Below are 20867 nucleotides of genomic sequence, written 5' to 3' on the forward strand. Positions count from 1 at the left end.
GTTACCCGCACGGGTCTGAAGGTGAAGGAAGATGGTGAAACGGCAGCGGCAGTGATCACTCTCACACGAGCAGGGCTTTTTTATTGGGTAACATCCATCCGGCGACGGATGGTCTTACATAGATTCAGCGACCGGGCGCATTTCCCGGGAGGAGAATCAAAAATCTTATGAGGAGGTAAATTGTTTATGGCTGAAGAAACCAACATCGAGCAGTCCAAATCCAAGCCGATGACTGACAAGGAGTTGGAAGAACTTCTGCGTAAGTCCGAACAGAACGCGTCTTACCCGGATGTTCCGTTTGATGAGTTTACAGTCCCCACTCCGGAAGAATGGGTGGCGGCCTGTAACGAACTGTTAAAAGGCAAACCTTTTGACAAGATGATGTACACCAAAAACTATGAAGGCATTACCTTCGACCCCATTTACACGCTGCGTAAATGGAAAGACATCCTGCCGACGGATGATTATCCGGGCATGGGTGACTACCTGCGCGGAAGCACGGTGAATGGATACGTTCACGAACCCTGGGGTATCGCGCAGGCATGCGATCTCACCGAACCGCAGGAAAACAACGAACTGCTGAAATTTGAAATTTCCAAAGGCAGTACGGTTTACCATGTTCGCGTTGACAGCGCAACCCTGGGTGGTATTGATGTAAAAGATGCCGAAAAGCCCGGCGATAAGGGCGTAAGCCTGACCACCTTGGAAGACATGCACACCATGCTGGACGGACTGGATCTGGAAAAACTGCCGTATATGCTGTATACCGGTGAAGGCTCTGCACGCCTGCTGGCAATGACGGTAGCCGCTCTGAAAGCTGCAGGCAAAAAGATTGAAAAGCTGCACGGTATTATCGGCGCTGACCCGATCGGCGAACTGGTAAAGAACGGCAAGACTGCTGAAAGTCTGGATGCCCTGTATGACCAGATGGCCGGCGTTATCAAATGGGCGAAGAAAAACGCTCCCGGCCTGCGCACCATCCTGGTTCGCAGCACAGTGTTCTCCCTTGGTGGAGCGGAAAGCGTTCAGGAAGTTGCCTATACCTATGCGGTAGCAGTTGAATATGTACGCCAGATGATGAAACGCGGTCTGGATATCCACGATATTTCCCAGGCTATCGCCTTCGAGTTCAACCAGGGCGCTAACTTCTTTATGGAAATCGCTAAACTGCGTGCAGCCCGCCAGATTTGGGCAAACATCATGAAGGAATTCGGCGCGGAAGAAGCAGACCGTGCTTCCTTCGTGCATGGCCGTCCTGCATCCTTCACCAAGACCGTGATCGATCCGTACGTTAACATGTTGCGTAACTGCACCCAGTCCTTCTCCAGCGTTGTAGGCGGCGTTAATACCTTTGAAAATGAACCCTTTGACGAACTGATCCGCAAAGGCGACACTTTCTCCCGCCGTATTGCCCGTAACATCCACATCATGTTGCAGGAAGAATTCGGTATGCAGGCGCCTATCGATCAGGCCGGCGGCTCCTGGGCCGTTGAAGCGCTGACCAAACAGATCACCGAAAAGATCTGGGCTAAATTCCAGGAAGTAGAAGCAGCAGGCGGCGTTATCGCGGCACTGAAAGACGGCAGCATCCAGAAAGGCATCGCCGATGTCCTGGCTGCCCGCTTCAAAGCGCTGGAACTTCGCAAAGACCGCGCGGTCGGCGTAAACATGTATCCGAACATGACAGAAGAACCTTTGGATCCCCGTCCGGAAAACACCGAAGAGATCAAAAAGATTCTGGTTGCTGCAGTTGAAAAATATGAAGCCGACGTTGACGCAAAAGAAGCGGAAGCAAAACTGGCTGCTGTTAAGGCAGCAGCTGCTGACGTTCTGGTTGACGCGGAAGCGGAAGCATTCGCTGCCGGCGCCACGATCGGCCAGGTTGCCAAAGCTGCTGCCAAGGCAGAAGGCGAGGTAACTGTAGAAGCGATTGCGGAACATCACTGGACGGAAAAATTCGAAGCTCTGCGCAGAGATACCGAAGCATATATTGCCAAGACCGGCAAAAACGTGGAAGTATTCCTGGCCAACATGGGACCGATTCCGCAGCATAAAGCCCGCGCTGACTTCTCCACCAGCTTCCTGCAGGTCGGCGAATTCAACGTGCATCTGAACAATGGCTTCCAGGACGACGAAGACAAGCCCAATTCCCGTTGGGAAAAGGCAGCGGCTGCCCTGAAGGCCGGCATCGACGAAGCTGGTACCCCGTATGACTGCGCGGTTATCTGCTCCACCGACGCTACCTATCCGGAAGACGTACCGGGAATGGCTCCGCTGCTGAAAGCTGCCAACCCGACCATGAAACTGTTCCTGGCCGGCGCTCCTGCCAAAGATATGAAACAGACATATCTGGATGCAGGCGTAGACGACTTCATCAGCGTATCCGCCAACTGCTTTGATATTCTGAAAGACTTGCAGAAGAGGAAGGGGATGATTGAATAATGGCAAATCTGAATCCTGATTTCACCAAGATTAGTTTTCCCGAACACCCTTCCTGCTCCTATGAGGACTGGAAGAAAGGTCTGGAAAAGAAGACCGGTGAAAACTGGGATGCCCTGAAAGGCACAACCCTGGAACGTATCCCGGTTGATCCGCTGTACACTGCTGAAATTTACAAAAAATGCAACCATCTGGATTTCATGAGCGGTATTCCTCCGTTCCTGCGTGGGCCGTACTCCACCATGTACGTATTCCGTCCCTGGACGGTGCGTCAGTACGCCGGTTTCTCCACTGCAGAAGAATCCAACGCTTTCTACCGCCGCAACCTGGCAGCGGGCCAGAAAGGTCTGTCTATCGCCTTCGACCTGCCGACGCATCGCGGCTACGACGCGGATAACCCCCGTGTAGTAGGCGACGTTGGTAAAGCAGGCGTATCCGTTTGCTCCATGTTGGATATGAACATCCTGTTCTCCGGCATTCCGCTGGACCAGATGTCCGTATCCATGACCATGAACGGCGCCGTTCTTCCGATTCTGTCCTTCTTCATCGTATCCGGTGAGGAACAGGGCGTAGACAAGAAGATCATGGCCGGTACCATCCAGAACGATATTCTGAAGGAATTCATGGTACGTAACACCTACATCTATCCGCCTGATATGTCCATGCGTATCATCGGCGATATTTTCGAGTACACCACCAACTACATGCCGAAGTTCAACTCCATTTCCATTTCCGGTTACCACATTCAGGAATGCGGCGCAACCTGCGATCTGGAATTAGGCTACACCCTGGCCGACGGCATGGAATACATCCGCACCGGTGAAAGAGCAGGCCTGAAGGTTGACGCCTTCGCAAAACGTCTGTCCTTCTTCTGGGATATGGGCAAGAACTACTTCATGGAAGTTGCCAAGATGCGTGCGGCCCGTGTACTGTGGGCGAAGATTCTGAAGAGCTTTGGCGCTAAGAATCCGAAATCCATGGCACTGCGTACCCACTCCCAGACTTCCGGCTGGTCCCTCACCGAACAGGATCCGTTCAACAATATCTCCCGTACCTGTATGGAAGCTATGTCCGCAGCACTGGGTCACACCCAGTCCCTGCATACCAACGCACTGGACGAAGCCATCGCACTGCCGACCGATTTCTCCGCACGTCTGGCACGTAACACCCAGCTGTACATCCAGGACGAGACCAAAGTCTGCAAGATCATCGATCCGTGGGGCGGCTCCTACTATCTGGAATACCTCACCAACGAGATCATCCGCCGTGCCTGGGCGCACATCCAGGAAGTTGAATCCCTGGGCGGTATGGCCAAAGCTATCGCCACCGGCCTGCCGAAGATGCGTATCGAAGAATGCGCGGCCCGTCGTCAGGCTAATATCGACAGCGGCAAGGAAACCATCGTCGGCCTGAACAAATACCGTCTGGCCAAGGAAGACCCGCTGAACGTATTGTCCATCGATAACACCGCCGTTCGTAACGCCCAGATCAAACGTCTGGAAAAACTGCGTGCGGAACGGAATCCGGAAGCCGTTGCCCGTGACCTGGCAGCCCTGACCGCAGCAGCGGAAAGCCGCGAAAACGGCAACCTGCTGGAATGCGCCGTTCAGGCAGCCCGCGACCGTGCATCCCTGGGTGAAATCTCCGACGCAATCGAAAAAGTATCCGGTCGTTTCAATGCGGTTATCCACACTGTATCCGGCGTATACAGCAGCGAATTCTCCGGCAACGACGATATGGAAAAAGCCAATGCGCTGGCTAAAGAGTTTGAAAAACTGGAAGGCCGCCGGCCTCGTATCTTCCTGGCTAAGATGGGTCAGGACGGTCATGACCGCGGACAGAAAGTTCTGGCGACCTCCTTCGCTGACATGGGCTGGGACGTTGACGTAGGGCCTCTGTTCCAGACTCCGGAAGAAACCGCACAGGACGCAGTGGACAACGACGTTCACATGGTAGGCTTCTCCTCCCTGGCTGCCGGTCACAAGACCCTGCTGCCGGCTCTGGTGGAAGAACTTGCCAAACGCGGCCGTGAGGATATTCTGGTAACCATCGGCGGCGTTATCCCCGCACAGGATTACGATTATCTGTACGATCATGGTGCAGCTGCCATCTTCGGGCCTGGTACCAACATTCCGAAGTGCTGCATCAAACTGCTGCAGATGTTGGTAGACCGTGCGAAAGAGGAAGCGGCTCAGGAATAACGGAACGGTAAGGAAAGCAGCCTGAGCGGCTGTTGACGGACAGTTCCCAAGTGTAAGAAAAATTATGGTGCGTGCCTGCCCCTGTTGTGGTAACGGGGGCAGACAGCCCATTTATTTCATGTATGGGGAACGGGAAGCAGAATGCATTCGGTCAGTATCGCGTGACGCCTGCCGGACCACCATATATGAAGAAAGTTGAGATGATAATCATGCCTGAAATTCCAAAATCTGATTTACATCCCAGCTGGGTGCCTGAGGATGCAAATGAAAACTTTGCCTGTTCCGTAATGGGTGGCATCGACACGAAAGTTAACGCCAACTCAGAAGAAAAAGTCTACGATCCCAATGCAGTCCGCAGGGTTCCGTTGCGCAGGAAACCCACTCTTGACGAGATTGTAAAGGGTGTAGGCGAAGGCAATCGCGTGATGTTATCCAAAGCGATTACTCTGATTGAAAGTAATGCTCCTAAAGATTTTGATAAGGCCCAGCGTGTATTGCAGGGTCTGCTGCCAAAAACGGGCAAGGCGCTGCGCATCGGTATCACCGGTGTTCCCGGCGCAGGCAAGAGTACGTTTATTGAGGCCTTTGGCCAGCTGCTGTGCAGCATGGGCTACAAAGTGGCCGTTTTGGCCGTTGACCCCACCAGTCCTCTGACCGGCGGTTCCATTCTGGGCGATAAGACCCGTATGCAGAACCTGTCCCGGGAACCGAACTGCTTTATCCGTCCTACACCTTCCGGCGGAACGTTAGGCGGCGTGGCCCGTAAGAGCCGCGAGACCATGATGCTCTGCGAAGCGGCAGGGTATGACGTAATTCTGGTAGAAACCGTAGGCGTAGGCCAGTCGGAGACGACCGTACGTAATATGGTAGACTTCTTTATGCTGGTTGTTCTTACCGGCGCAGGCGACGATCTGCAGGGTATTAAAAAAGGTATCATGGAACTGGCCGACGCCATTGTAGTTAATAAAGCGGACGGCGAAAACCTGGCGCGGGCTACCGTGACCCAGGGTGAATATGAACGTATGGTGGAATTCATCCGTCCGGCCACGGAAGGGTGGAAGACCCATGCTTATAAATGTTCCGCGCTGACCCATGACGGATTACCCGAACTGTGGGCCGTAATGCGGAAGTTTGAAAAAGAAACGAAAGAATCCGGAGTGTTCCAGAAACGCCGTAAAGCACAGCTTCTTTCCTGGGTACGCGGCATGATTGACGAGCATCTCCATAACCTGTTCTTTAACGATCCGATGATCAAGGGCCGTATCCCGCTGGTTGAACATTCCGTAGTAAACGGGCTGATTTCCCCCAGCCAGGCGGTTACCGAGCTGATCCGCTGCTTCGATATGGACCGGGCGGCCATAAAGCATATGCAGAGCGGCAAGATGTAAAGGTCGTCAGCGTTATCTTACACAAAGGCTTATTCACAGCGGTTACCGCCTTAGCTGCTGTGTGATAGCGGACTTCCCGCCGCCTCGGGAAGTCCGAAACCCCGGTCTCCGTAAGGAAGCCGGGGTTTTTGTGATGAAAACAAGTTGTTGAAAACAAAAAGCGTGCAAGGATTGAGCAAGACATTGTGCGCGTTTGTGTCATTCCATGAGATGAAATGCGCCGCAGCGGCGAGACTGTCTGAGGGGCGAAGCCCCGAGTTTCGAAGCCGCAGGCGCATAAATCCATGGAATAGCAAACACGCACAGTATTGCGAAACCTTGCACGCTTATGTTTTCAATAATTATGTTATTCCGGATACTCGTTCAGCGGATCCTGGTCTTTGCCAATCAGGGTGAACATGTCCGTCGTCTCGCGGTTATAGGGCAGCTTGGATTTGATGCGTCCCTGTTCCTGCAGCAGACGTTCCGCTTCCAGAGGCATGATTTCCATGCGTTTCAGTTTTTTGTACACGGAAGGACGGAATGCCCGCCATACTTCCATAATATTATGCAGTACCTGGGCACTGGGGATTTCGAATTTTTCCCGGCCTTCCAGCACGGACTGCACTTTGGCACGGCGCTCTGCCAGTTCTTCTTCCTCCAGCCCTTCAATCACGCGTTCCAGCTCTGCTTCCAGCGGGTTCGCCAGATACTCTTCAATCATGATTTCCAGTTCATTGTCGTATGTAATCCTGCGTTCTGCCATAATTAACCTCCCTCTGTTGCTTCGTGATGAATAACACCACGAAATATGAAACGAAAATGTTGTACGGATTCAGTCGGTGTTCCCTTAAGACCCGATAATCAAAACGAAAGCTTCATTCTGATTCGTTACCTTATTTTATCATTTGCGAGATTTATTATCAATAAGAATATTAAAGCTAATAATAAAAATTATCCAAATGATTGAGCTCCTTTCTGCGTCAGTAAGACCGGTTTTTTTGAAATATCCTCTTTACAAAATTCTCAAACCGTATTAAAATAACTCTATAAGCAACAAAGGTGTTGCGGATAATGTATCCGTGCGTCTTTGTTGCTTTTTTGTTTTTCGATTTTTTCGAAAACGCAGCCAGGCAGCCGCAGGGGGAAATGCGAGACAGAGGGGCGAATGCGGCTGTCAATGGGCTGTGGAGGAATCAGTTTTCCAATGAAAAACAGTAGATTTGCAATAATGACAGACAGGGATTTGCAAATCCCGTAAACAGACAGATAACAGTAAGGGAGTTTCTTCATTATGGCAAGGGTCAATGAGAATTTCGCTGTGCTGGAAGACAGTTACCTGTTTTCACAGGTGGCGCATAAGGTTGCGGACTTTTCTGCCGCGCATCCGGAGAAGAAGATCATCCGGCTGGGAATCGGTGATGTGACCCTTCCTCTGGCGCCAGTGGTGGTAACCGCGATGCAAAAAGCGGCGGCGGAGATGGGCGTGAAGGAAACCTTCCGCGGTTACGGCCCGGAGCAGGGTTATGATTTTCTGCATGAAGCGCTGGTGAAGTATTACGCAGGCTTCGGCGTGACGCTGGAATCTTCAGAAATTTTTATCAGCGACGGTGCGAAAAGCGATTGCGGCAATATTACCGATATTTTTGACGACGCCAATGTGATTCTCGTTCCGGACCCAGTGTACCCGGTGTACCTGGATACCAACATCATGCGGGGAAGAAAGATCGTGTTTATGGAGGGAAGCCCGGAAAATGGGTTCCTGCCCATGCCGGACCCGACAGTAAAAGCGGACATCATCTACCTTTGTTCTCCCAACAATCCTACCGGGGCGGCTTATTCCAAAGCCCAGTTGAAAGAGTGGGTGACTTACGCCTGCCAAAACGGTGCGGTGATTCTGTACGACGCGGCTTACGAAGCGTTTATCGAAGACGAAACACTGCCCCGCAGCATTTTCCAGATTGAAGGGGCGAAGGAATGCGCCATCGAATTGTGCTCCCTTTCCAAAACGGCAGGTTTTACCGGTACCCGCTGCGGGTATACGGTGGTGCCCCTGAGGTTAATGCGCAAAACGAAAAACGGTAAAGAAATGTCGTTGAATAAGATGTGGCTGCGGCGGCAGACCACCAAGTTCAACGGGGTTCCCTATATTGTGCAACGGGCCGCGGAAGCGGTGTTTACGCCGGAAGGGCAGAGGCAGTGCCGGGAAAACCTGGCGTATTATAAAGAAAATGCCAGGCTGATCGGGGCTGCGCTGCAGGAAAAAGGCATCACGTATTACGGGGGAACGAATTCACCGTACATCTGGATGCAGTGCCCCCGGCAGATGAAATCCTGGGAATTTTTCGATTTCCTGTTAGAGGAGTTGAACATCGTAGGTACGCCCGGTTCCGGTTTCGGAAGCAGCGGCGAAGGGTGGTTCCGCCTCACGGCTTTTGCCGGCCGGAAAGCAACGGAAGAAGCTGTGGAACGGTTCCGCAAGCTTCTTTGAGTAGAATTTCTGAAAAGAAACGTTGTTGGATTCAAGCAACAAAGACGTTGTGGGCAGGTGTTTATACCTGCCGGTCTTTGTTGCTTTTTTGTTTTATAAAAAAGAGAGAAAAAGAAAAACCAATTCAGGGAGGCAGTCTTTATGTGTGGAATTGTTGGATTTACCGGTACGCAAAGCGCCGCGCCGCTCCTGCTGGACGGTTTGAAAAAGCTGGAATACCGGGGCTATGATTCGGCAGGCATTGCCGTCATGGACGGACAGAAGATTACAGTGAGCAAGGTGACGGGGCGCATTGTGAATTTGTGCGAGAAAACCCGGGATGGGGCAGGTGTGCCCGGGTCGACTGGGATCGGTCACACCCGCTGGGCTACCCACGGGGCGCCTACGGAAGAAAACGCCCACCCCCATCTGAGCAATGACGGACGCTTTGCGGTGGTGCACAACGGCATCATCGAAAACTATATGCAGTTACGGGACGAACTGATCCGTGACGGCTATCATTTTGAAAGCGAAACCGACACGGAAGTCATCGTCCATCTGATTGAAATGTACTACCGGGGCAATATGCGGAAGGCCCTGCTGAAGACGACGAACCGCCTGCAGGGTTCCTACGCGCTGGGTGTCATCTGTTCGGAAGAACCGGGCAAGATTTACGCGGTGCGGGAAGCCAGCCCGCTGATCCTGGGGGTCGGCATCGGGGAAAACTATTTTGCCTCTGACGTGACGGCACTGGTGAACCACACCCGCAACGTAATCTATCTGGAAGACGGTGAGTTTGCGGAGCTCTCCTGCGAAAGCATCAGGATTTTTGACTGTACCGGTCAGGAAATCAGAAAGAAGGTTACCCGTATCCTGTGGGATGTGCAGGCAGCGGAAAAGGGCGGCTATGAGCATTTCATGCTGAAGGAAATCATGGAACAGCCCGGTGCGGTGAAGGCGACCATCGCGCCCCGGATCAAAGAGGGAAGGGTCGTATTTGAAGAACTGGGCTTAACCGCTTCTGAAATCGGGGAGATCCGCAAGATCATCATTACTGCATGCGGCTCGGCCTATTATGCGGGCTGCGCCGGGAAATATGCTATCGAAAAGTTGTGCCGCATTCCGGTGGAAGTGGTGCTGGCCAGCGAACTGCGTTACAGTGATCCGCTTATTGATAAGCAAACGCTGGTCATTGTGATATCCCAGTCCGGGGAAACGGCAGACACCATTGCGGCCCTGAAGGAATGCAAAGCCAAAGGAGCCCGGACCCTGGCGGTCGTCAACGTGGTTGGCAGCACGGTAGCCAAGCTGGCGGATTATACCGTATACACCTGGGCCGGCCCGGAAATTGCCGTGGCCACTACGAAAGGCTATACCACTCAGGTGACCGTGCTGTATTTGCTGGCCGTCTATTTTGCGGGACAGCTGGGGCGTATGGAAGGCGAAGAGAGGAAACTGCTGATTGCCCTGCAGGCGCTGCCACGGCAGATTCAGCAGGCGTTTGACCTGAACTCGTCCATTCCAGTGCTGGCGAAGAAATATCACGCCAGCAAATCCCTGTTCTTTATCGGAAGGAATACGGATTACGCCATCGCTTTGGAGGGCGCCCTGAAAATGAAGGAGATTTCCTATCTCCATGCGGAGGCATATGCGGCTGGGGAGTTAAAGCACGGGACCATCGCCCTGATCGAAGAGCATCAGCCTGTCATCGCCCTGTGCGGCAATCCCGCCATCATGGAAAAGACCCTGAGCAACATCGTGGAAGTGAAATCCCGGGGCGCGGAAGTGCTGGCACTGACCTTCCGGAACAATCAGAAAATCGTTTCCGTTGCCGATGACCTGCTGTTTATCCCGAAGATTGACGCTCTGTTTTCCGCAGTGGTGGAAATTGTACCGTTGCAGCTGCTGGCCTATTACGTTGCAAAGGAAAACGGCTGCGACATTGATAAGCCAAAGAACCTGGCCAAGTCTGTCACGGTAGAATAGAAAGGAGAGAAGAACATGGTTAATGTCCCGAAATTATTTGGCAGTCTGACGTTTAATGAACGGGTGATGAAGGACCGGCTTCCGGCCAAGACCTTCCGTACGTTCCGCAAGATGGTGGAGGAGGGCCTGCCCCTGACAAGGGAACTGGCCGATATGATGGCGTACGCCATGAAAGACTGGGCGCTGGAAAACGGCTGCACCCATTTCACCCACTGGTTCCAGCCCATGACGGGGATTACGGCGGAAAAGCACGACAGCTTTATCGCCCCGGCGGCGGACGGCCGGGTCATTATGGACTTCTCCGGCAAGGATCTGATCCAGAGCGAACCGGACGCTTCCAGTTTTCCCTCCGGCGGCCTGCGCGCCACCTTTGAAGCCCGCGGTTACACCGCCTGGGATCCCACCAGCTACGCTTTTATCAAAGACGACTGTCTGTATATTCCCACTGCGTTCTGCTCTTATACCGGGGACGTACTGGACAAGAAGACGCCTCTGCTGCGCTCAATCGCCGTATTAAGCGAAGCGGCCAGACGGCTGCTGGCGATTCTCGGCATACATACAGAAAAAGTCATCACCAACGTGGGCCCGGAACAGGAGTATTTCCTGGTAGACAAGGCCATGTGGGAAAAACGGAAGGACCTGGTCTTTGCGGGCCGCACCCTGTTCGGGGCCAAGCCGCCCAAAGGACAGGAGATGGAAGACCATTATTTCGGCGCCATCAAACCCAGGGTGAAGGCCTTCATGGCAGAACTGGACGAAGAACTGTGGAAACTGGGCATTCCGGCTAAAACAGAACACAACGAAGTCGCTCCCGCCCAGCATGAACTGGCGCCCGTATACACGTCCGTGAACCTGGCATGCGACTACAACCAACTGACCATGGAATTCATGAAACGCATCGCCTTAAAGCACGGCATGGTCTGCCTGCTTCACGAAAAGCCTTTTGACGGCGTGAACGGCAGCGGCAAGCACAACAACTGGTCCCTCTCCACCCTGGAAGGGAAAAACCTGTTGGATCCCGGCAGCGACGCGTATCACAACAACCAGTTCCTGCTGTTCCTGGCGGCCATCATCAAAGGCATCGATGAATATCAGGACGTGCTGCGTGGCACCGTGGCCAGCGCAGGCAACGATCACCGTCTGGGTGCCAACGAAGCGCCGCCGGCCATCGTCAGCATCTTCCTGGGCACAGAACTCACCGGGGTGCTGGAAGCCATTGCTTCCGGGCAGGAGTATAAAACCAACGGTCATATTCAGATGAAACTCAGCGGCAATACCTTGGCCGCGGTGAGCAAAGATAACACGGACCGCAACCGGACTTCTCCCTTTGCCTTTACCGGCAACAAGTTTGAATTCCGCATGGCAGGTTCCCAGGCCAGTCTTGCCTGCCCCAATGCCTACCTGAACACCATTGTGGCAGAAGAACTGGAGTGGGTTGCGGATAAATTGGAAGGCACCGCGCCGGAAGAACTGGACGCCGCTGTGAAAAAACTGGTAAAAGAAATCTACTTGGCACACAAACGCATCGTGTTCAACGGCAACGGCTACACTGACGCCTGGGTGGAAGAAGCAGCGAAACGCGGGCTGTATAACAACAAATCCACGCCGGAAGCCCTGGCCTGTATGACCAGCAAGAAGAACGTGGACCTGGTGGTGAAGCACGGTATCTTTACCAAAACGGAAGTGCTGTCGCGCTGCGAAATCCAGTATGAGCTGTACAACAAGACTCTGAACATTGAGGCTCTGACCATGCTGGATATGCTGCATAAAGACCTGCTGCCGGCTGCCAAAAAATATCTGAAAGATTTGTCCGAAACCGCCCTGAGCGAGAAAGCGCTGGGGCTGAAACCGGACGTGGCATTTTTGAAAAAGTTGCAGGAAGCCACGGCGGCTATGTATAAAGATGGCGAAACCCTGGCGAAAGAACTGGTCAAAGCGGAAGCCATCGAAGACCAGAAAAAAGCCAGCGCCGTGTACCACAACAAAGTGTTGGCTGCCATGGAAGCGCTGCGCAGGAGCGGCGACGGGGTGGAAGTGCTGCTGGGCAAGGAGTACCTGCCCTATCCGACCTACGGTGACTTGCTATTCGGCATTAACAGCTGAACATAGCATCACAATAAAGACTCTCTCTTACATTCTATTTTTTTCCTTTGTCTGGACAATGCTGCCGGGAAGACGCAACCCGGCAGTGTTGTCGCTTTTTTTGCTTTCCCAGACTAACAAAAAGTAAAGCCCTTGCTCTTGAAATACAGAGCAAAGGCGTTTTTTAATTGATTTTTTATTTCGCATCAATCGTCGAAATCCCCATGGTCACTTCCTCCAGCACGTCCAGAAGCATACGGACGGTGTCCAGGGATGTCAGCATTACCACATTGTTTTGGGCGGCCACCCGGCGTATCGCCACACCGTCCCCGTAATGGACGCCGGAAAGGATAGCTCGGGTGTTGATGACGTAGCTCACGTAACCCGCACGGATGGAATCCAGTATCTCTTCGCTGCCCTCGCTGGGTTTGTGACGGATCCGGGTGCGGATGCCGTGCTCCCGCAGCACTTCCCCGGTTAGGGTGCTGGCTTCGACGTTAAATCCCATGTTGTAAAAGCGCCGGATCAGCGGAATGGTTTCGTCCTTGTCTTCGTCTGCCACGCTGACAACGATGGTACCGTAATTTTTAAGGGTCAGGCCGGAGGCAACCAGAGCTTTGAAAGCGGCCCGGTGCAGCTTATCGTCGTAGCCGATGGCTTCCCCGGTGGACTTCATTTCCGGCGAAAGGTAGGCGTCCATGCCGCGGAGTTTGGAGAAAGAGAAGGCAGGACACTTTACGTAGTACCGGGTCTTCTCTTTCGGATACCGTTCTGTGATGCCCTGTTTCCGCAGAGACACGCCCAAAATGGCCAGGGTGCCGATGTCCGCCAGGCTGTAACCGGTGGCTTTGGATAAGAAGGGGACGGTCCGGGAGGAACGTGGGTTTACTTCAATAATGTAAACCTGTTCACTGGCGTCCACGATGAACTGGATGTTGAACAGCCCTTTGATGCCGATGCCCAGACCTAACTTCTCCGTATAATCCAGTATGGTTTCCTTTACCTTTTCGGACAGGCTGTAGGAAGGATATACGCTGATGGAATCGCCGGAATGGACGCCGGTCCGTTCTACTAGTTCCATGATGCCGGGCACAAACACGTGCTCCCCGTCGCAGACCGCATCCACTTCCACTTCTTTGCCACGGATGTATTTATCTACCAGCACGGGTTTGTCTTCGTCCACCTCCACCGCGGTTTTCAGATAGTCGCGCATATCCTTTTCCTTGCCCACAATCTGCATGGCCCGGCCGCCCAGCACAAAGCTGGGACGCACCAGCACGGGGTACCCGATGCGGCGGGCCGCCTCCATGCCGGCCTCGATACTGGTGACGGCTTCGCCCTGGGGCTGGGGGATGTGCAGGGACAGCAGCAGCTTTTCGAACAGATCCCGGTTTTCCGCCCGGTCGATAGCATCGCAGTCTGTGCCGATAATCTTCACGCCCCGTTCCTTCAGCGGGTCGGCCAGGTTGATGGCGGTCTGTCCGCCTAAGGTGGCAATGACACCCTCCGGATGTTCCAGTTCGATGATGTTCATCACGTCTTCCGGACAAAGTGGCTCGAAGTACAGTTTGTCGGAACATGTGTAGTCGGTGGAGACCGTTTCCGGGTTGTTGTTGATGATGATGGCTTCATAGCCTGCTTTCTGGATGGTTTGCACCGCATGGACGGTGGAGTAGTCGAACTCTACGCCCTGGCCGATACGGATAGGCCCAGAACCCAGCACTACGATTTTCTTTTTGTCCGAAACACGGGACTCGTTTTCTTCTTCGTAGGTAGAATAGAAGTAGGGGATATAGCTTTCGAATTCGGAGGCGCAGGTATCAATCATTTTATACACAGGCTTGATACCGTTTTGCTGCCTCAGATTATAGATTTCAATTTCCGTTTTGTTCCACAGCAGGCCGATTTCTTTATCGGAGAAGCCGTGTTTCTTGGCGTACAGCAGTGTGGGGATATCATCCGGGTGGTTACAGATTTCGTTTTCCATTGCCACGATATTCCGGATTTTGCGGAGGAAGAACCAGTCGATGGCTGTCTGTCCGGCAATGCTGTCCACGTCGCAGCCCAGGCGGAACAGTTGGGCAATAGCGTAGATCCGGTCGTCCGTGCCGATGCGGATGTACGCAAGGAGTTCTTCCCGGCTCATGCTGTCGAACTTGCGCAGATGAATATGAAAGGCGCCGATTTCCAGGGAGCGGATGCCTTTCAGCAGGCTTTCCTCAAACGTCCGGCCGATGCTCATCACTTCCCCGGTGGCTTTCATCTGGGTGGACAGGGCGTTGTTGGCGTCGGCAAATTTGTCGAAGGGGAAGCGGGGCAGCTTGGTCACCACGTAATCCAGCGCGGGTTCAAAGGAGGCAGGGGTGTTGGCAATCCGGATCTCGTCCAGGGTCATGCCGATGCCAATCTTGGCGGAGACCCGGGCGATGGGGTAGCCGCTGGCTTTGGATGCCAGAGCGGAGGAACGGGAGACCCGGGGGTTGACTTCGATTAAATAATACTGGAAGGAGCCGGGGTCCAGAGCGAACTGGACGTTGCACCCGCCTTCGATTTTTAATGCCCGGATGATTTTCAGGGCGCTGTCCCGAAGCATGTGGTATTCCCTGTTGGTCAGAGTCTGGGACGGGCAGACCACGATAGAATCGCCGGTGTGGATGCCCACCGGGTCCAGGTTCTCCATGTTGCAGATGGTGATGGCGGTATCATTCTTATCCCGCATCACTTCGTATTCGATTTCCTTGAAGCCCTTGATGCTTTTTTCAATCAGCACTTCCCGGACGGGAGAGAGCTCCAGGGCGTGTTTCATCAGGGGCACGAACTCCGTTTCGTTGTCTGCAAAACCGCCGCCGGTGCCTCCCAGGGTAAAGGCAGGGCGCAGGATGACCGGGTAACCAATCTTTTCCGCCACGTTCAGGCCGTCTTCCACGGTACCTGCGATATCGGAAGGCAGCACCGGTTCTCCTAAGGACTCACAGAGTTCCTTGAACAGTTCCCGGTCTTCCGCCTGTTCGATGGAATGGCTGTCCGTTCCCAGCAGTTCTACCCGGCACTCTGCCAGGATGCCTTTCTTTTCCAGCTGCATGGCCAGGTTCAGGCCAGTCTGGCCGCCGATGCCTGGCAGGATGGCGTCGGGCCGCTCAAAGCGGATGATCTTGGCAATGTATTCCAAGGTCAGGGGTTCCATGTACACTTTATCGGCCATGCTGGTATCGGTCATGATGGTGGCCGGGTTGGAGTTGCAAAGGATGACCTGATAGCCTTCTTCTTTCAGGGCTAGGCAGGCCTGGGTGCCAGCATAGTCAAACTCGGCGGCCTGACCGATGACGATGGGGCCGGAGCCGATGACGAGTACTTTTTTAATGTCTGTTCTTTTAGGCATGGTGCGTACCCCCTTCCTCCATCATGTGGATAAAGCGGTCGAAGAGGTAGGCGCTGTCCTGGGGGCCGGGGGCGCTTTCCGGATGGTACTGGACGCTGAACACATGGTCTTTTTCACATTTCACACCTTCTATCGTCTGGTCCAGCAGGTTTACGTGGGTTACCTGCAGGGGCGTATGGCGCATACTGTCCGTGTCCACCGCGTAGGAATGGTTCTGGGAGGTGATTTCGATTTTGCCGGTATCCAGATTTTTCACCGGATGGTTGCCGCCCCGGTGCCCGAACTTCAGCTTGTAGGTTCTGGCGCCGTAGGCCAGGGAGATGATCTGGTGGCCCAGGCAGATACCGAAGATGGGAACGGTTCCCAGCAGCTGCCGGATCGTTTCGATGGTCTGGGGCACGTCGGTAGGGTCCCCGGGTCCGTTGGAAATGAAGACTCCGTCCGGTTGCAGTGACCGGATCGTTTCTGAAGTGGTATCCCAGGGGACGACCGTCACGCTGCAGCCCCGCTTATTCAGGGACCGGACGATGTTCTGTTTCATGCCGCAATCGATGGCGGTTACATGGAAACATGCCTGCTCTGCCGGGAATTCCTCCGGGGTTTTCCGGCTTACCCGGGAAACGGCATCGGTGGGGAGGCTGCTTTCCTTCAATAGTTGCAGTCCTTTTTCCCGCGGGGTGGCGGCATCGGTGACCAGCGCCCTGCGGCTGCCGAAGTCCCGGATGCTCCGGTTCAGTTTACGGGTGTCCACGCCACAGACGCCGACAATACCGTATTTCTTCATAACCTCCCCCAGGGTCGCCGCGCTGCGGAAGTTGGAAGGCTCGTCATTGTACTCCCGTACGATCAGCGCCCCGATACTGGGGTGCGCAGACTCGTAATCCTCTTCCGCCATGCCGTAGTTGCCAATCAGCGGATAGGTCATCACCACGGCCTGATCCGTGTAAGAGGGATCTGAAAGGATTTCCTGATAGCCAACCATAGAAGTATTGAAGACGATTTCCAGCACCTTGTCCCCGGATGCGCCGAAGCCGTAGCCGTAGTACTCCTGCCCGTCTTCCAGAAGGATCTTTCGGTTGAAGTTGATTGCCATAATAGCCGCCTCGTTTTCATTTCAAAAAAATAAAGGCGCTCCTTGCCGTACGCAAATTGCACGGCAAGGAACGCCTTTGTTATCTATAAAATTGTAACATTGTTACCGGGGCTTTGTCAAATAAATCATGAATAAAAATTCATTTTCTGCTTTTCTTTTTCCCCGTTTCTTTTTCGTGTATCTCTGCACTGGCAATCACGGCTTTGGCCACTGCCTTCAGGGAAAGTCGCCGATCCATGCTGAGCTTTTGCATGGCCTGGAATGCATCTTTTTCTGTAAATTTATACTGATCCATCAGAATGCCCTTGGCCCGGTCCAGCAGCTTCCGGGTTTCCAGATCGTCCTTTGCCTTGTCCAGCGCAGCGTTTAACCGCTGGAACGCAGCAAACCGGCTTATGGCGATCTCAATGGCGGGAAACAGTTCCTCTTCCCGGACCGGTTTTACCAGATAGGCAAACACGCCGGAGTTGGTTGCTTCCTGTACGATTTCCTGCTGGCTGTAGGCTGTGAGCAGAAGAACCGGGGCCAGTTTTGCCTCCCCGATGAGCTTGGCGGCTTCCAGTCCGTCCATCTCCGGCATTTTCACATCCATGATGACCAGATCCGGCCGGTATTTCTCCGCAAGGCTAACCGCTATTTTTCCGTTCTCCGCTTCGCTGATAACGGTGTGTCCGGCTTCTTCCAGCATTTCCCGCAGATCCAGGCGTAATAAGGCTTCATCGTCTGCAATCAGTATCTTTAACGGTTTCACTTCAACTTCCCCTCCATTACATATGAATGACTACCCTGGCCACGGTGCCGTTTCCGTCGGTACGCGGCTCCAGGTTGAAAGTTCCCTTTAAATCGGACTGCACGACTGTCTGAACGATCTTCAGGCCAAGACTCTTGGTCTTCTGCAGGTCAAAACCGGCAGGCAGGCCTACGCCGTCATCTTTCACCAGTAACAGTAAGCGGTCTGTGGTTTCCTTTTTGGCGTTGCCGCTGTATTGCGCTGCATCTGTTGCCCTGCCGGGAAGTTTGTCCGGCTCTTCGGCGCTTTCGTCCAGCCGGCAGATGGCAGCTGTCAGTGTTCCCTTTTTCCGGTTTTCAAACCCGTGCTCCAGCGCGTTCTGTAACAGTTCGTTCAGCACGAGGGCCAGGCTGGCCGCCTGCTGGGAAGGAAGCCGCAGGTTGTCTGCGGAGAACTTCATTTCCAGTTCCAGGTCCGGCGTTTTCATACTGCTCATAACCGTTCGGAAAACACCGTTGCCCAGTTCGTTGATGTCCACCAGTTCCGTGCCCTGCCCGGAAAGGTACTCATGTACCAGCGCGATGCTGCTGATCCGGTTGATAGAGTCCCGAAGCACGTTTTTAGTTTCTTCCGAAGCCGCCCTGCGCTGTTCCAATCTCAGCAAGCTGGCGATGGTCTGCAGGTTGTTCTTTACCCGGTGATGAATCTCCCGGATTACCGCTGCTTTTACCCGCAGTTCTTCATCTTTCAGCTTCAGCTGGGTGACATCTTCGATAACTACAATGATGCGCTCTATACTTCCCGCCGCGTACAGCGGAATAAAACGGAAATCCAGGAACAGACCTTTCTTCTGCAGTTCCTGTTCTTCGGCCGTGCCTGTGTACAAAACGTTGTCAATGCCGTTCCAGTTAATTTCTTCACTGCTGGTTCGCCGGCCCACCAGGTGTCCGACGCCCAGTACACGGTAAATATGCCGGGCCGCATTGTTGGCTGCAAGGATCAGTCCGTCCCGGGCGTTCACCAGCACAAGTCCGTCGATACTGGACAGGCGACGGTAGCAGCTGTTAGAGGCATAGTCTGTTTTACTGCCGTGCAGGAAGTCCATGGTGGCGTCCCAGAATACTACGTCGGCTTCCCGGTCTTCAAAGGCGGCGGTGGCAAAGCAGCGGTTGTGCCCGTCGCAGATGGGATAGACCTTCAGCCGGGCGAACTGGCCCGGCGCAACTTCCCGGAATCCTTCGGTGACGGTGTTTTCTGTCAGCGCCTGGGTCATCAACGGTTCATCCGCAGCGCGGGTCATCTCTTCCGGTTCCGTGTTTTCCGAGCGGGTAAGGGGTTCCGCCTGATCGAAGACGCTTAAAAAGCAGATATCTTCTGACGGTTTTGCTTTGTTTTTTCCCGGTGGAGTAGTGGCGGCAGAGCAAAGCTGCCGGCTGCGGTTCAGGGGCAGAATCAGCGAAATCTTAGCCTGGGCCAGGTCGGCGGCCAGTCCCAGGTTGCTGCGCATGCCGTCCAGGATATCCCATTGTTCCTGTGTAAGTAATGAAGTCATACTTTTAATTCCGTTCCATTTTAAGATTTTTGTAAGGTTTACTGTTTATATTATAACATAAATGTTGATGACAGGGAGCGCTGACGGGTTTCATTCCCCGCACCAGAATGGAAACGGTTTTGGTTCCGGTATCTCCATCGGATAGTTATTGTCAAAGCAGCCGCTGCAGATGGGAAGGCCCTTTACCATTTCCGGCAGGGCTTTCAGGTCCAGATAGCCCAGGGAATCCGCTCCCAGCATCCGGCAGATTCCGTCCATGGAAAGGCGGTTGGCGATCAGTTCCTCTTCGGATGGGACGTCCGTGCCGAAATAGCAGGGGTGGCGGAAGGGCGGAGAACTGATGCGGACGTGCACTTCTGAGGCTCCGGCATCTTTCAGCATCTGTACCAGGTTTTTCATGGTGGTGCCCCGGACGATGGAGTCATCCACCAGTACGATGCGTTTTCCCTTTACCGTTGCGGCCAGTACGCTGAGCTTCAGATGTACGCCGCTTTCCCGTTCTGCCTGAGAGGGTTTGATGAAGGTTCTGCCGATGTATGAGTTCTTATAAAATGCGAAGCCAAAAGGAATGCCTGACTCTAAGGCAAAGCCTTTGGCGGCAGGCAGACCGGATTCCGGCACGCCGGTCACCAGGTCGGCTGCTATGGGGTGGGACCGGGCCAGAGCTCTTCCGGCGGCGATACGGGCGTCATATACGTTGATGCCGTCCAGCCTGCTGTCCAGCCGGGCAAAATAGATATATTCAAAGATGCAGTGGGCGCATCTTCCCGTTTGCAGGGAACGATTCGATTCTATGCCTTTTTCCGACAGGATTACCATTTCCCCCGGTTCCACATCGCGGATGAATTCCGCATCCACGGCGGACAGGGCGCAGCTTTCCGAAGCCAGTATGTATGCCTGGCCCCGTTTCCCCAGGCAAAGAGGCTTTAAGCCGTAGGGATCCCGCAGTCCAATCAGTTTCTGGGGGCTCATGATGACCAGCGCATAAGACCCGGATAATTTCCGGGCGGTAGCCAGCACCGCTTCCTGTATCGTTTGGGTATGGACACGTTCTCTGGCAAGGTAAAAGGCGATGACTTCCGAATCGGTGGTGGTGTGGAACACGGCGCCGTTCCGGACCAGCTCCCATTTCAGGTCGGCCGTGTTTACCAGGTTCCCGTTGTGGGCTAACGCCAGCGTCCCTTTTATATAGGAAATGGCCAGCGGCTGGGCGTTCTCCGGACGGGAACCGCCGGTGGTGGAGTAACGCACATGCCCGATGCCCAGATTACCCGGCAGGCTTTCCAGACTGTTTTCATGGAAGACTTCACTGACCAGCCCGGCGTTCTTGCGACAGTGATAATTACCCACCGGCCCGCTCGTATCGGAGGTTACGATGCCGCAGGCTTCCTGTCCCCGGTGCTGCAGCGCCGTGAGCCCGTAATAGATGGAATGGGCTACACTGCCGCCCTCCGGATCCAAAATACCGAAAACGCCGCATTCTTCTTTCGCTTTATCCATGTTGCACGCTTCTTTCTGTCCGAACCGTCCGCAGACTGACAGGCTATCCGCCTTGTGATTTCTGCTGC

Annotated in this window: 12 protein-coding genes; 6 read left to right on the forward strand and 6 right to left on the reverse strand. The window is 53.9% G+C overall.

Going from position 1 to position 20867, the window contains the following annotated elements; translation table 11 throughout:
* The first annotated feature begins 186 nt into the window (after nt 1–186).
* The 3 genes from BM159_RS05945 to meaB all read left to right on the forward strand — a co-directional run bounded on the left by BM159_RS05945 (nt 187) and on the right by meaB (nt 6028).
* Nucleotides 187–2442: a methylmalonyl-CoA mutase family protein gene (locus tag BM159_RS05945; protein WP_218149527.1), complete on the forward strand. Its 2256-nt coding sequence runs from the start codon at nt 187–189 to the stop codon at nt 2440–2442.
* Nucleotides 2442–4640, forward strand: a complete 2199-nt coding sequence (gene scpA / locus BM159_RS05950) for a methylmalonyl-CoA mutase (protein ID WP_093913343.1) — start codon at nt 2442–2444, stop codon at nt 4638–4640. Before BM159_RS05945 ends, scpA begins: the two co-directional genes overlap by 1 nt.
* A gap of 185 nt (nt 4641–4825) precedes the next feature.
* Nucleotides 4826–6028 carry a methylmalonyl Co-A mutase-associated GTPase MeaB gene (meaB, locus tag BM159_RS05955; RefSeq protein ID WP_245763657.1) on the forward strand — a complete coding sequence of 401 codons (1203 nt, stop codon included), beginning with the start codon at nt 4826–4828 and terminating at the stop codon, nt 6026–6028.
* Between the two features lie 346 nt (nt 6029–6374).
* Here meaB and BM159_RS05960 read toward each other — a convergent pair whose 3' ends face one another.
* Entirely contained in the window at nt 6375–6773 is a 399-nt protein-coding gene (locus BM159_RS05960; protein WP_093913344.1) for a hypothetical protein, read from the reverse strand.
* 528 nt (nt 6774–7301) lie between these two features.
* Here BM159_RS05960 and BM159_RS05965 point away from each other — a divergent pair.
* From BM159_RS05965 to BM159_RS05975, 3 genes are all read left to right on the forward strand, one after another.
* On the forward strand, nt 7302–8498 hold the full coding sequence (locus BM159_RS05965; protein ID WP_093913345.1) for an LL-diaminopimelate aminotransferase: 1197 nt from the start codon (nt 7302–7304) through the stop codon (nt 8496–8498).
* A gap of 141 nt (nt 8499–8639) precedes the next feature.
* Nucleotides 8640–10463, forward strand: coding sequence for a glutamine--fructose-6-phosphate transaminase (isomerizing) (gene glmS, locus BM159_RS05970; protein WP_093913346.1), 1824 nt, complete (start codon nt 8640–8642; stop codon nt 10461–10463).
* Nucleotides 10464–10478: 15 nt separating this feature from the next.
* Entirely contained in the window at nt 10479–12566 is a 2088-nt protein-coding gene (locus BM159_RS05975; protein WP_093913347.1) for a glutamine synthetase III family protein, read from the forward strand.
* A gap of 175 nt (nt 12567–12741) precedes the next feature.
* On the opposite strand, the gene carB is transcribed toward BM159_RS05975, so the two are convergent.
* The 5 genes from carB to purF form a co-directional block, all read right to left on the reverse strand.
* On the reverse strand, nt 12742–15924 hold the full coding sequence (gene carB / locus BM159_RS05980; protein ID WP_093913348.1) for a carbamoyl-phosphate synthase large subunit: 3183 nt from the start codon (nt 15922–15924) through the stop codon (nt 12742–12744).
* Complete coding sequence (gene carA, locus BM159_RS05985) at nt 15917–17017, reverse strand: glutamine-hydrolyzing carbamoyl-phosphate synthase small subunit (RefSeq protein WP_093913349.1); 1101 nt, start codon at nt 17015–17017, stop codon at nt 15917–15919. Before carA ends, carB begins: the two co-directional genes overlap by 8 nt.
* Before the next feature lie 139 nt (nt 17018–17156).
* Nucleotides 17157–17768 (reverse strand): ANTAR domain-containing response regulator, encoded by a 612-nt coding sequence (locus tag BM159_RS05990; RefSeq protein ID WP_093913350.1) that lies wholly within the window; start codon nt 17766–17768, stop codon nt 17157–17159.
* A 16-nt stretch (nt 17769–17784) separates the two neighbouring features.
* A complete protein-coding gene (locus BM159_RS05995; RefSeq protein ID WP_093913351.1) occupies nt 17785–19299 on the reverse strand; it encodes a sensor histidine kinase in 1515 nt (504 codons plus the stop codon).
* A 90-nt stretch (nt 19300–19389) separates the two neighbouring features.
* Complete coding sequence (purF, locus tag BM159_RS06000) at nt 19390–20799, reverse strand: amidophosphoribosyltransferase (protein ID WP_093913383.1); 1410 nt, start codon at nt 20797–20799, stop codon at nt 19390–19392.
* Between the last annotated feature and the right edge of the window lie 68 nt (nt 20800–20867).

The sequence above is a fragment of the Succiniclasticum ruminis DSM 9236 genome (assembly GCF_900112895.1).
In the GTDB taxonomy this organism is placed as follows: Bacteria; Bacillota; Negativicutes; order Acidaminococcales; family Acidaminococcaceae; genus Succiniclasticum; species Succiniclasticum ruminis.